At 59.3% G+C, this 10,441-nt stretch carries 15 protein-coding genes and 1 pseudogene; 5 read left to right on the top strand and 11 right to left on the bottom strand.

The window, feature by feature from the left end:
- Positions 1 to 80: pseudogene (locus AB5Y85_RS14790) on the top strand (riboflavin synthase); the annotation flags it as partial.
- 174 nt (positions 81 to 254) lie between these two features.
- Here AB5Y85_RS14790 and AB5Y85_RS14785 read toward each other — a convergent pair.
- The 4 genes from AB5Y85_RS14785 to AB5Y85_RS14770 form a co-directional block, all read right to left on the bottom strand.
- Positions 255 to 458 carry a CPXCG motif-containing cysteine-rich protein gene (locus tag AB5Y85_RS14785; RefSeq protein ID WP_005336871.1) on the bottom strand — a complete coding sequence of 68 codons (204 nt, stop codon included), beginning with the start codon at positions 456 to 458 and terminating at the stop codon, positions 255 to 257.
- 272 nt (positions 459 to 730) lie between these two features.
- Positions 731 to 1,390 carry a hexitol phosphatase HxpB gene (gene hxpB, locus AB5Y85_RS14780; RefSeq protein ID WP_139434572.1) on the bottom strand — a complete coding sequence of 220 codons (660 nt, stop codon included), beginning with the start codon at positions 1,388 to 1,390 and terminating at the stop codon, positions 731 to 733.
- Between the two features lie 126 nt (positions 1,391 to 1,516).
- On the bottom strand, positions 1,517 to 2,695 hold the full coding sequence (gene purT, locus AB5Y85_RS14775) for a formate-dependent phosphoribosylglycinamide formyltransferase (protein ID WP_257687993.1): 1,179 nt from the start codon (positions 2,693 to 2,695) through the stop codon (positions 1,517 to 1,519).
- 85 nt (positions 2,696 to 2,780) lie between these two features.
- Positions 2,781 to 3,671, bottom strand: coding sequence for a DMT family transporter (locus tag AB5Y85_RS14770; RefSeq protein WP_069528158.1), 891 nt, complete (start codon positions 3,669 to 3,671; stop codon positions 2,781 to 2,783).
- A 226-nt stretch (positions 3,672 to 3,897) separates the two neighbouring features.
- Here AB5Y85_RS14770 and AB5Y85_RS14765 point away from each other — a divergent pair, with 226 nt between their 5' ends.
- The gene (locus AB5Y85_RS14765; protein ID WP_005352326.1) at positions 3,898 to 4,485 is read left to right on the top strand and encodes an FMN-dependent NADH-azoreductase; all 588 of its coding nucleotides are present in this window, start codon (positions 3,898 to 3,900) and stop codon (positions 4,483 to 4,485) included.
- Positions 4,486 to 4,668: 183 nt separating this feature from the next.
- Here AB5Y85_RS14765 and AB5Y85_RS14760 read toward each other — a convergent pair whose 3' ends face one another.
- The 4 genes from AB5Y85_RS14760 to AB5Y85_RS14745 all read right to left on the bottom strand — a co-directional run bounded on the left by AB5Y85_RS14760 (position 4,669) and on the right by AB5Y85_RS14745 (position 7,052).
- The gene (locus tag AB5Y85_RS14760) at positions 4,669 to 4,848 is read right to left on the bottom strand and encodes a hypothetical protein (RefSeq protein WP_005336860.1); all 180 of its coding nucleotides are present in this window, start codon (positions 4,846 to 4,848) and stop codon (positions 4,669 to 4,671) included.
- 163 nt (positions 4,849 to 5,011) lie between these two features.
- Positions 5,012 to 5,200: a DUF4250 domain-containing protein gene (locus AB5Y85_RS14755; RefSeq protein WP_019445848.1), complete on the bottom strand. Its 189-nt coding sequence runs from the start codon at positions 5,198 to 5,200 to the stop codon at positions 5,012 to 5,014.
- 2 nt (positions 5,201 to 5,202) lie between these two features.
- Positions 5,203 to 5,667, bottom strand: a complete 465-nt coding sequence (locus tag AB5Y85_RS14750; protein WP_005336856.1) for a MarR family winged helix-turn-helix transcriptional regulator — start codon at positions 5,665 to 5,667, stop codon at positions 5,203 to 5,205.
- Positions 5,668 to 5,837: 170 nt separating this feature from the next.
- On the bottom strand, positions 5,838 to 7,052 hold the full coding sequence (locus tag AB5Y85_RS14745; RefSeq protein WP_179903824.1) for a UPF0149 family protein: 1,215 nt from the start codon (positions 7,050 to 7,052) through the stop codon (positions 5,838 to 5,840).
- Positions 7,053 to 7,283: 231 nt separating this feature from the next.
- On the opposite strand from AB5Y85_RS14745, the gene AB5Y85_RS14740 reads away from it, so the two are divergent.
- A complete protein-coding gene (locus AB5Y85_RS14740; protein ID WP_005336853.1) occupies positions 7,284 to 8,144 on the top strand; it encodes a S1 RNA-binding domain-containing protein in 861 nt (286 codons plus the stop codon).
- 1 nt (position 8,145) lies between these two features.
- On the top strand, positions 8,146 to 8,457 hold the full coding sequence (locus AB5Y85_RS14735; protein WP_257687994.1) for a DUF1289 domain-containing protein: 312 nt from the start codon (positions 8,146 to 8,148) through the stop codon (positions 8,455 to 8,457).
- Positions 8,458 to 8,514: 57 nt separating this feature from the next.
- Here the strand turns inward: AB5Y85_RS14735 and AB5Y85_RS14730 are convergent, their stop codons facing one another.
- Entirely contained in the window at positions 8,515 to 8,838 is a 324-nt protein-coding gene (locus tag AB5Y85_RS14730) for an HI1450 family dsDNA-mimic protein (RefSeq protein WP_005336851.1), read from the bottom strand.
- 147 nt (positions 8,839 to 8,985) lie between these two features.
- On the opposite strand from AB5Y85_RS14730, the gene AB5Y85_RS14725 reads away from it, so the two are divergent.
- Complete coding sequence (locus tag AB5Y85_RS14725) at positions 8,986 to 9,114, top strand: hypothetical protein (protein ID WP_019445852.1); 129 nt, start codon at positions 8,986 to 8,988, stop codon at positions 9,112 to 9,114.
- Between the two features lie 3 nt (positions 9,115 to 9,117).
- On the opposite strand, the gene mtgA is transcribed toward AB5Y85_RS14725, so the two are convergent.
- Together mtgA and AB5Y85_RS14715 are read right to left on the bottom strand one after the other, a co-directional pair.
- Positions 9,118 to 9,909: a monofunctional biosynthetic peptidoglycan transglycosylase gene (gene mtgA, locus AB5Y85_RS14720; protein WP_162517549.1), complete on the bottom strand. Its 792-nt coding sequence runs from the start codon at positions 9,907 to 9,909 to the stop codon at positions 9,118 to 9,120.
- Positions 9,894 to 10,220, bottom strand: coding sequence for an HI1450 family dsDNA-mimic protein (locus AB5Y85_RS14715; RefSeq protein WP_005352317.1), 327 nt, complete (start codon positions 10,218 to 10,220; stop codon positions 9,894 to 9,896). Before AB5Y85_RS14715 ends, mtgA begins: the two co-directional genes overlap by 16 nt.
- Between the last annotated feature and the right edge of the window lie 221 nt (positions 10,221 to 10,441).

Genomic DNA, 10,441 nt, shown 5'->3' with positions numbered 1-10,441 from the left:
CCAATATCGAGATCGATCCCCAGACTCAGGCCATCGTCGATACGGTGGAGCGGGTACTGGCGGCACGCGGGGGTAACTGAAAGGAAACGGCTCGGTGTCAATCGCCTCATAAGCAAGGGCCTGCAGTGTGCAGGCCCTTGTTATTTACATGGTGAAAATATCCACTCAACTTTCTATGGCTCGCAGGCACAACATCTGCTCAGCTCTTTGCGACTTGCAGGCAAAACAGCTGCTCGGCCTTTTGTGACTCGCAATCAAAACAGTTGCTCGTCGTCGGCATCCACAAAGAGTTGCAGGCAGTCGCGGGCTTCGTCGCGGTGAAGCCGCAGGTGGATCGGATTGCAACAGGCCATGCAATCTTCGTAAAACTCCTGATCACCCTGGCTGGCATCCAGCTCGACCCGGGTATGGTGACCGCAGTGGGGGCAGACGATGCGCTTGCTGGTGTACTCGATCATGATAACCTCCTCGGGCCCTGAGGCCGCCTATCTACCCTGATTCTAGTCGGGCTGCAGGGGGTTAACCGCGAGCAAACGCACGTTTATGACAGAGATCAAGCCTGAACGATGGCAAGGTGCAACCGGCTGGAGTGGTCGTGTGTGAGAGGAACAATCTGGTTGTGAATGACAGGTGAAAAGAGGGGAATTGCCAACGGTTGTTTGGCAATCACAGGGGGCTGGATGCCCCCTGCGGATATGAGAACGCGAGCGCAGCAAGGCGCCGACAGGCGCTACTTGACCCAGCTGGCCAGCATCTCGCTATTCAGCTCGGCCAGCGAGCTCAGCTGGTAGTTGGCGATGGCCAAGCGTGGGTCACCCACTAAAGCGGGATCCGGCACGATCAGCGCTGTCATGGAGGCCGCCTTGGCCGCCAGCAGGCCGGTAAAACTGTCTTCGATGGCCAGACAATGAACCGGATCTACCCCCAGTTTCTCGGCGGCGTGGATATAGACATCCGGGTGCGGTTTGCCGAAACGCTCCACCTCTGCGGAGTGCACCGCCATAAAGCGATCGCGAATGCCGAGTTTGCCGAGCACCGCTTCTACCATCGCAAAGGGGGAAGAGGTGGCCAGACCCACTTTCAGGCCGCGGGCTTCGATAAGGTCGAGCGCCTCCAGCACACCGGCTTTGGCCTGACCTTCGGAGAGGATCAGGGCGTTGACCCGATCCAGAATGCGCTGCACTACCTCTTCCTGAGTCGGGCCGCTCCACGGGCGCAGGCGATACCAGTGGGCAACCAGCTGATCGATGCGCACGCCGATGGTCGACTCACAATCCTCGACGGTGTGGGGGTGACCCAGTTCGGAGAAAACGGCGATTTGGGCCCGTTGCCAAAAGGGTTCCGAGTCGATCAGAACACCATCCATATCGAAGATCACGGCAGCTAACATCTTGTACTCCTGACAAATTTGAAGAGGGGATTATAAGCCTGACGGGGAAATGCAAAAGGGGCATTGCCATGCCCCTTGCGCCCGATCACATCGGCAAACGTTTGTTTTGCTGTGGCAAAAAAGCCCTTAGAACAGTACTTCGACCTTGGCGGCCACGGCTTTGGCTTTTTCCACCGCATCCTGGCAATCCGCTGCGCGGGCCAGCGCCACGCCAAGACGGCGGCGACCGGCGATCTCCGGCTTGCCAAATAGCCGCAGCTGGGCGCCCGGCACCAGCGTCAATGCCTCACCAATTCCCTGATAGCGGATATCCTGGCTGTGCCCTTCGCGCAGTACCACGGCGGAGGCGCTCGGCCCGTACTGGGTGATGGTGCCGACCGGCAGCCCCAGAATGGCGCGCACGTGCAGGGCGAACTCGGAGAGATCCTGAGAGATCAGGGTCACCATGCCGGTATCGTGGGGGCGCGGCGAGACTTCGCTGAACCACACTTCATCGCCTTTTATAAAGAGCTCGACTCCGAACAGGCCGTAACCACCGAGGGCCTCGACCACCTTGGCCGCTACCTCTTTGGATCGGGCCAGCGCCAGCTCGCTCATCACCTGCGGCTGCCAGGATTCGCGGTAGTCGCCATCTTCCTGACGGTGGCCGATCGGCTCGCAGAAGTGAATGCCATCGACGGCCCGTACCGTGAGCAGGGTGATCTCGTACTCGAAGGGAACGAAGCCCTCGACGATCACCTTGCCACGACCGGCGCGGCCACCTTCCTGGGCGTAGGTCCAGCTCTCATCGAGCTTGGCGAGATCGCGTAGTACACTCTGCCCCTTGCCGGACGAACTCATCACAGGTTTCACCACGCAGGGCAGGCCGATGGCTTCAACTGCGGCGACAAACTCCTCCTTGCTCTGGGCAAAGCGGTAGGGGGAGGTGGGCAGACCCAGCGTCTCGGCGGCGAGGCGGCGGATCCCTTCCCGGTTCATGGTGAGCTGTGTAGCGCGGGCGTTGGGCACTACCTTGACCCCTTCTTGCTCAAGGGCAGCAAGGGTATCGGTGGCAATCGCTTCAATCTCGGGGATGATGAGGTCGGGTTTGATCTCGGCAACCAGCTCGCGCAGGGCGGCGCCATCGAGCATATCCAGCACCCGGGCGGCATGGGCCACCTGCATGGCGGGGGCATTGGCATAGCGGTCGGCGGCGATCACTTCGATCCCGAACCGTTGCAACTCGATGGCGACCTCCTTGCCAAGTTCGCCGGAGCCCAGCAGCAGGGCACGGGTTGCGCCGGGGCGGGTTGCGGTTCCAAACATACGATCTCTCCTGATGTCGATGGTCATTGTTGATGATCGCTATTACACGAATAGCGGACAAAAAAAGAGGCACGCATGGCGTACCTCAGGAAACGGGTTTGTGAGCGCGCTGCTCCAGATGGGTCAGCAAGGTAATGGCGCCAATGATGATGGCGGCGCCAAGCCACAGACGGCCTGGGGGCGCCCAGCCAAATACCAGCCAGCCCGCCAGCACGTTCATCGGCAGCTTGGCAAAATCGAAAGGTTGTACGAAGGAGGCCTCCGCCACGCTGTAAGCGCGAGCGATGGACATCTGGGCCAGCGCCGTCAGCACGCCGGAAGCGGCTACCAGCAGCCACTGGCTCTCGCTTGGCCACTGCCACTCCGGCAGGGCCAGCATGACGTTGAACGGGGTACTGAAAATAAGCAGGTAGACCACAATGGTGTGGGATGATTCGTTGGCCGCCTGATAGCGCACCATCAGGGAGTAACCTGCCCAGAATAGCGCCGCCGCCACCGGCAGCAGGGAGGCCCAGTTGAACTCGTCAGTCCAGGGGGCAAGGATCAGCATGGCGCCGGCAAAGCCCGCCAGGGTGGCCAGAATGCGGGTGCGGCTCACCTGCTCCTTGAGCAGCAGCGCGGAGCCCAGGGTGGCAAACAGCGGTGAGGTCATCAGCAGGGCGATCCCCTGCCAGATGGGGACGGGGTACGCCAGTGCCCAGAGCCAGAGCTGGATGCCGATCACCGCCAGCAATACCCGCAACAGGTGCAACCGGAACTGATTGGTCATCAGGGATTGGCGCAGGCCGTGACGAACCAGCCAGGGCAGCAGGCAGATCAGGGCGATCAGGTATTGATGGAAAGCGACTTGGGTCGATGGGAGGCCAAGCTTGAAGCTGACATACTGGCTCAGGCTGTTGACGGCGGCGAAGCAGAGTCCTGCCACCATCATCCAGACTGCACCGGCCAAAGGAGAGTGCCTGCGCGAGGGTATCATGGGATCCGGGTCGCTGGAAAAAAGTGCGGCGGATCATAACGGCAATCGTTTGTTCTGCCAAGGGTTGAAGCGCGGCCGCAGGGTTGGCTGGCGAGGAAGTGGCCTTGCATCAAAAATTTTGAACAAGTTGAGCATCTATTTTCGCTATCAGCAAATAAGCACAATGTTTAGAGTGACCTCCATCGACAGCAACGCTGTTCAACCGACAACCAAATGGAGTTTCACCATGGCCAATATCCTCGTACTCAAATCCAGCATCCTGGGTCAATATTCCCAATCCAACGCCCTGATCGACGGCTTCCTGGCTGATCATCAGGATGATGCAGTCACCGTGCGTGATCTGGCGGCCCTCAACCTGCCGGTGCTGGATGGCGAGCTGGCCTCCGGCCTGCGCGGTGGTGATAACCTCAATGAACGTCAACTGGCGGTGATCGCCCAGTCTGACGAGCTGATCGCCGAGCTCAAAGCAAGCGATCTGGTGGTGATTGCGGCCCCCATGTACAACTTCAACATCCCGACCCAGCTGAAAAACTGGATCGATCTGGTGGCTCGTGCTGGCGTCACCTTCCGCTATACCGAGACCGGTCCGGTCGGTATGGTTGAAAATACCCGTGCGCTGGTGATCAGCCCTCGTGGCGGCATGCACGTTGGCAGTGCCACCGATCTGGTCACTCCCTACATGCGTACCGTGCTCGGTTTCATCGGTATCAAAGAGGTGGATTTCATCTACGCCGAGGGGATGGGTATGGGTCCGGATGCCCAGAGCAAGGGGATGGAAGCGGCCAAAGCGCAGCTTGAGGCTCTGGCTATCTAAGGGCTCTCTCTATAAGGGCTCTCGATCCCGTCTGGGGTTATCTCTTCAAGGGGTTGCCCCGCCAGATACAAGAACGCAGCCATCAGGCTGCGTTTGTTTTTTGGTTAGATATGATTGCGACAGACGTTGTTGCTACAGAGAGTATCGCGGCAAGCGGTCGGTACAGACGTTCCGGCGGAGTCACTACTCCATCATAAAGCGGCGACAACCGCGCACCAGCAGCAATGCCACCGCGACCAGCAGGCCAAGCAAGAGGGTGGTCAGCCACTGTTCGGTACTTTGCGGCAAGTGGGGCGTGAAGAGGCTGATCATCAACAGGGTACAGAGCGTGATCAACAGGCTCTGTCGGGTCATCAATATCATGGGGTCATCCTTGGTTTGCTCACCTGAAACGATTTTAATGCCCTCTTGTGACAGGGTGATGTATCCGTGCATCACCCTGTTGGGTCTTTTCAGACCATATCAGGTTTTTACCGCAGAGCCAGCGCCATCACTGGCGCTGTGATCCCGATCCCGCTAGCTCTCTTTATCTGAACTGTTTCTGCGCTGGCTGGTAGTGAAAATCGCCGCTGGCGAGCCGAGCTTCCAGTGCTGCCTGATCGATCTCCTGCGCCTTGCAGAGATCATCCAGATCGTCATAGCGATCACGCAGCTGCATATTGACGACGCTCAGCAGCATGTTGATGTCCATGGTGGCGAACTTTTTCAAATCCATGATTATTTCTCCCGATCCAGTGATTGCAGCTGCTCGATGGCGGCGCTGACGCTGTGCAGATGCTGGCGGATCGCCTCGCGGGATTCGCTTGGCAGATAGTCGGTCAGGGTATGTTGCCAGCTGCCCGCTTCGCTCTTGAGTTGCAGGAAGAGGGCGAGCCCGGCATTGGTAAGGGAGACCAGGCTGATGCGTTTATCCTGCTCGCTGCTCTCGGTAAAGATGATCCCTTTTTCGACCAGACGGCGGATCTCGCGGGAGATGCGCACCTTGTCCATGCCGCTCGCCTCGACCAGCTCTTTCTGGCTGATGGGGTAGTTGGGGCCGAGCACCATCATCAGGCGCCATTGCGGCACGGTCAGCTGGTAACGCTGTTCATAAAACTGTTCGAAGGTATCCCGTAGCATCTCGGCGGCATGTACCAACTGATAGGGCGGGTAGTGAGCGAGTAACGCTATGATTTTTGACATATTACACCCTGCTGTGACGGCTGCATCAGATGCAGTTTCTTTTGATACTTTGACATTGATGATACGAAACTCAAGCTGATTTGTCTGACCCGGTTGCGATGAAATGTGCGGTGGCGCACGCCCTCAAGGAAAAACCGGGTCTGACCGACGGGATTTTAAGCCAACGCTGTTCAGCCTTTACGCAACCAGATGAGGGCGTTCTGCTTGAGCCAGGCCTCACGAGTGTGGATGGCGTAGAGCGCGGCCTCGTCTCGGCTGCCCGCTTGCCAGCTTTGTGGCTCCTGTTTGGGCAGCTTGCGCTGACCCAGCAGGCAGGCCGGAATGTGCGGGTTGGCCTCGATGGCGACCAGCAGATGGGGCTTGGCTGCCTCGGCACCCTCGGTAGCAAAGACCATCAGCGCCTTGTTATAGAGCAACCAGCTGGAGGCTTCATCGAAGCGCACCAGCAGGGCGGCCAACGCCTGCCAATCCCCTTGCAGTGCATAGAGGGTGGAGAGGTTGTAGCGGCAACCCAGCTCATCGGCCACGCAGATTGTCAGCAGCGCCAGATACTCCGCTTTGGCCTCGCCCAGCTTGCCAAGGCGCAGCAGGCAGTCGGCGCGGCCGGCTCTGGCGGCCAGCAGAGGGCGCAGCTCGGGGGCACTCCAGCCGTGGCCGGCGATTTGCTGCCAGAAGGCGTCGTCAAAGAGCGGAGTGGCATCGGTGATGATCTTCTCGAACCAGCCGAGGCGGGCCTGATGATCGCGGCAGCTGTCGGCCAGCTCGAACCAGGTCTGCCACTGTTGGGCCTGCTCGCCATTGAGGGCCACATCAGCGCTGGGGGCGGCCTGATACTGGTCGAGGTTGAGCAACTGGTTGAGGGCGGTTTTCATATTCTGGCGCTGTCGTTTGCAGAACTCGACAAAGGGGAGTTCGCTGGCGGCTGCGCTATAGAGCATCTGGGCCATCTGCTTGTCGCGAAACAGGCTCAGCTCGGCGGCCAGACTGAAGCGGTACTGGGTGGTCGGGTCGTTCAAATCCTTCGGCTTGGGCCAGGTGGCAAAACCCATGCTGAAGCCATAACACCATTGACCGAGGGGATGGCTCTGCTCGAACACCTGCTCGGGGTTATCGCTGGGCAGGCGGCATTGACTCGGCAGGGCCAGCTGGGCGTCGTCAGCCTGGGATTCCAGCTCGGCGATCAGGTGGTTGAGGGCTTCTGCGCTTTTTTCATCCAACTCGGCATCCTGTTCCAGCAGACCAGCCAGCGGGTGTTGCCAGTCAGGGCTTTCCGGCCCCACCAGACGAGCACAGAGAAAACCGTGCAGGGCTGGGTAGGTCATGTCCTGATCGCTGTGGCTCTGGATCCATTGATTAAGATGGCGGGTACGAGTGGATGGGTTCATCGACAGTTCCTCTGGATTTGAACAGCCGCGAAGTCTACCTAAAAGTGGGGTTATTTGCAGCAAATGGCCGCCTGTTTGGCGATTTAATCACCATTGGCGGATAAGATAAGGGCGAAAGAGCGGCCAGTGGTGGCTTGGGGACTAGGCCGGATCACCGCTCTTGAGGTAACATGCGCGCCCATAGGGGCCATGTTCAGTTGGCCCATCCGGGTAATGAAAAAAGAGAGCACCATGATACAGATTGGCAAGATGAACACCCTCACCGTTGTTGAACTCGAAGACCGTGGCGCCTGGCTTGCGGCCGATGAGTACGGTGAACTGCTGCTGCCCAAACGTCAACTGCCGGAAGGGGTGAAAGAGGGGGATAGCGTGCAGGTCTTCCTCTATCTGGATGCCGACTGCGAACCGGTGATCACCACCGACAAGCCATTTGCCATGGTGGACGAATTTGCCGGTCTGAAAGTGGTCAATGCCAACAAGATTGGTGCTTTCCTCGACTGGGGCATGAAAAAGGATCTGTTTGTGCCCAGCCGCGAGCAGAACAAGCCGATGCAGGTGGGCCACGTTTATCTGGTGCGTCTGCAACTGGATAACGAAGGGCGCATGGTCGGTACCAGCCGCATCGAGCGTTTCCTGACCCCGGCCGGCAGCAACTTCAAGGTTGGTGACGAAGTGACCGCGCTACCGGGGGAGCACTCGCCCTTGGGTATCAAGGTGATCGTCAACGGTCAGTATCCCGGCATGCTGTTCAAGAACGAAGTGTTTGGCCGGGTGATGACCGGTCGGCCGCAAACCGCCTGGGTCAAGCAGGTGCGCGAAGATGGCAAGCTCGATCTGACCCTGCAAAAGCCGGGTCTGGCGCGGGTTGATGATGCCGGTGAGCGCATTCTGAGCCGGATGAAAAAGCAGGGCGGCAGTCTGGCGGTGGGTGACAAGAGCGAACCCGAGCTCATCTACAAGCTGTTCAGCATGAGCAAGGGCACTTTCAAGAAGGCGATCGGCGGCCTCTACAAGCAGGGCAAGATTGTCATCGAAGATAACGCCATCACTCTGGTGGCCACAGAGACCGACTCGGCAGTGGATAGCGAATAAGATGCCGAGTCCCTGTGTTGGCCTCTGCAAGGCGAAAGACGGGCTTTGCATTGGTTGTGGCCGCACCCTGACCGAGATCGGCCACTGGTCGGCGATGGATAGCAAGGCCCAGCTGGCGGTGATGGCCGAGCTGGATGGCTCGAAAAGCACCCACCGCTGCCCGGGGTGTGGCGAACCGGCCTATTGCGCCGTCTCTGCCGGTCAGACCATCGCCCAGTGCTGGTGCAGCCAGTTGCCGGTATTGCCGATGCAGGAGGCCAGCGCTTGCTGGTGCCGCCGCTGTCTGGCCAAGGCCATCGCGGCGCAGGATTAGCAGAGAACAGCAATAATAGAGTGCACAGAAACAAGAAAGGCGCCGATGGCGCCTTTTTTATGCCTGCTGCTGGCGATGCCAGCGCACATGCACTTGATCTTCGGTCAGTAGACGGGGCAGCAGGAAGGTGGCGAAGATCACCTCAAACTCATCCTGATGATCCAGCAAACCGACCCACACTTCGACCCAGCGCTCCATATCGACCGGCTCACCCAGCTCGGTCGACCAGTCGGCATTGGGCAGAGTCGCCTCCACGGCGCCACGCTGCTCAAACTCCAGGGTGATGTCGACTATTTGTTCGGGGGCCAGCATATCGGCGGCCTGCTCAAGAAACTGATCATAGGCCCATTCGACCAGCTGATCCGGGGTACGCTGTTCCATGAAATCACTCCAGATACATCGAGGTTCGCTACTGTAACAATTATTGGCTGTGGCGGCCAGACCAGTGCGCCGGGCGTGGCTGGCCTGTCCAAGTTGCCGTTGGGGGAGTATGGTTAAGGCGCGGATCATCTGGCAGGGAGTGAGGGGATGAAGCAGCGGGGACGGCGGCAACAGATCAAGCGACGGCGCGAGGCCTGGTGGTGGCACTATCTGCCGCTTCACCGCGAGACGGTGGGCGGCCATCTGGGCCCACCGGAGAAACCCGATGAGCCCTGAGGATCAGTCGGCCTGATGCACCCGATTGAGGGTGATCTGACCCAGTTGTCCCATCTGGCGGCGGATCCAGACCGAGCGCTTCTGCACATAGGGTGACGGGGGCTTGACCCGATAACGCCACGGATTGGGCAGGGCGGCTGCCAGCAGAGATGACTCGTAGCGGGTCAAGCGGCTGGCCGGTTTGCCAAAGTAGGTGCGGGCGGCGGCTTCGGCGCCATAGATGCCGGGGCCGAACTCCACGATATTGAGATAGACCTCGAGAATGCGGGCCTTGTCCCAACCCAGCTCCATCAGCAGGGTAAACCAGGCCTCCAGCCCCTTGCGCAGGAAGCTGCGATCACTCCACATAAAGAGGTTCTTGGCGGTCTGCTGGCTGAGGGTGCTGGCGCCGCGCACCCGTTCGCTGTGCTGGTTGTGCTTGAGCGCGGCGTTGATGGCATCCATGTCAAAGCCGTTGTGATCGGCAAAGCGCTGATCCTCGGCGGCGATGACCGCCAGTTGCAGCTCCTTGGAGATGGACTCCAGATCTACCCATTGATGGCGCACCTGGGTGATCTTGGCGGGCGGAAAGAGGGCCCGCTCGATACGCCAGCTCCACATCGGCGGATCGATAAAACGCAGCAAGGCGACCGAGCCGACCGAGCAGAGCAGCCCGGCCAGCGCGATCTTGCCTGCCCACCTCAACACCCGGCGCCCAAACGATGCAGATGCGCGCACTGGGGCCACGGCGTCAGGGCCAGACTCCCACTGATAGTGGCTGGGATCATCGGGATCCGGAATTATTGGGGCAGCCATTCGATGTGGCAGAACTTCTCGTCAACACGGCGGGAGAGCAGCATGCGGGCAAACAGATGCTCATACTCTTGTTCTTCATTGCCAAGGCCAACCCAGATCTCGGCATAGTCTGTGTCGCTCACCGCAAAACCTACGTCCGCTTCCCAGTCATCGGCCGGATCAGTTTCGGCCAGCAGGCCGCGATCGTTGAACTCCTGATTGAAGCGGGCGATCTCCTGCTCCGGCAGGTTGTCAGAGGCCAGCTCCATAAAGAGTTCGAGGGCGGTATCGAGCAGTTCCTCGACGCTGTGCATTTCGTCATTCATAGACATAAGCGGTCTGTTCCAGAAAAGAGAAAAAGGTGCCATCGCAGATCACAGCCTGCGGGGCGGCGCTATTCTAGCGGTCGGCAGACCCCTTGGCGAGATGATGCGAGCCGCTGTGACCTGTTTTTGTGCCAATAAAAAAGGCTATGTCCCAATTACGTGTTGCATGGGGCGCCCCAGCGCCTCATGCAAACATGTTTTGATATTTACGCCTTTTCCGTAACGCT

It is taken from the genome of Aeromonas sp. R3-1, assembly GCF_040908345.1.
GTDB classification, from domain to species: Bacteria; Pseudomonadota; Gammaproteobacteria; order Enterobacterales; family Aeromonadaceae; genus Aeromonas; species Aeromonas veronii.
Note: the sequence above shows the minus strand (reverse complement) of the source record. Positions and strands in the feature narration are given on the sequence as shown.

What these genes read in the sequence shown, in the direction of transcription:
- AB5Y85_RS14740 (WP_005336853.1), top strand. Translation starts at nt 7,284, where the DNA reads ATGATACAGATTGGCAAGATGAACACCCTCACCGTTGTTGAACTCGAA.
- AB5Y85_RS14750 (WP_005336856.1), bottom strand. Translation starts at nt 5,667, where the DNA reads ATGTCAAAAATCATAGCGTTACTCGCTCACTACCCGCCCTATCAGTTG.
- AB5Y85_RS14735 (WP_257687994.1), top strand. Translation starts at nt 8,146, where the DNA reads ATGCCGAGTCCCTGTGTTGGCCTCTGCAAGGCGAAAGACGGGCTTTGC.
- hxpB (WP_139434572.1), bottom strand. Translation starts at nt 1,390, where the DNA reads ATGTTAGCTGCCGTGATCTTCGATATGGATGGTGTTCTGATCGACTCG.
- purT (WP_257687993.1), bottom strand. Translation starts at nt 2,695, where the DNA reads ATGTTTGGAACCGCAACCCGCCCCGGCGCAACCCGTGCCCTGCTGCTG.
- AB5Y85_RS14760 (WP_005336860.1), bottom strand. Translation starts at nt 4,848, where the DNA reads ATGATATTGATGACCCGACAGAGCCTGTTGATCACGCTCTGTACCCTG.
- AB5Y85_RS14785 (WP_005336871.1), bottom strand. Translation starts at nt 458, where the DNA reads ATGATCGAGTACACCAGCAAGCGCATCGTCTGCCCCCACTGCGGTCAC.
- AB5Y85_RS14755 (WP_019445848.1), bottom strand. Translation starts at nt 5,200, where the DNA reads ATGGATTTGAAAAAGTTCGCCACCATGGACATCAACATGCTGCTGAGC.
- AB5Y85_RS14770 (WP_069528158.1), bottom strand. Translation starts at nt 3,671, where the DNA reads ATGATACCCTCGCGCAGGCACTCTCCTTTGGCCGGTGCAGTCTGGATG.
- AB5Y85_RS14715 (WP_005352317.1), bottom strand. Translation starts at nt 10,220, where the DNA reads ATGTCTATGAATGACGAAATGCACAGCGTCGAGGAACTGCTCGATACC.
- AB5Y85_RS14730 (WP_005336851.1), bottom strand. Translation starts at nt 8,838, where the DNA reads ATGGAACAGCGTACCCCGGATCAGCTGGTCGAATGGGCCTATGATCAG.
- AB5Y85_RS14765 (WP_005352326.1), top strand. Translation starts at nt 3,898, where the DNA reads ATGGCCAATATCCTCGTACTCAAATCCAGCATCCTGGGTCAATATTCC.
- mtgA (WP_162517549.1), bottom strand. Translation starts at nt 9,909, where the DNA reads ATGGCTGCCCCAATAATTCCGGATCCCGATGATCCCAGCCACTATCAG.
- AB5Y85_RS14725 (WP_019445852.1), top strand. Translation starts at nt 8,986, where the DNA reads ATGAAGCAGCGGGGACGGCGGCAACAGATCAAGCGACGGCGCGAGGCC.
- AB5Y85_RS14745 (WP_179903824.1), bottom strand. Translation starts at nt 7,052, where the DNA reads ATGAACCCATCCACTCGTACCCGCCATCTTAATCAATGGATCCAGAGC.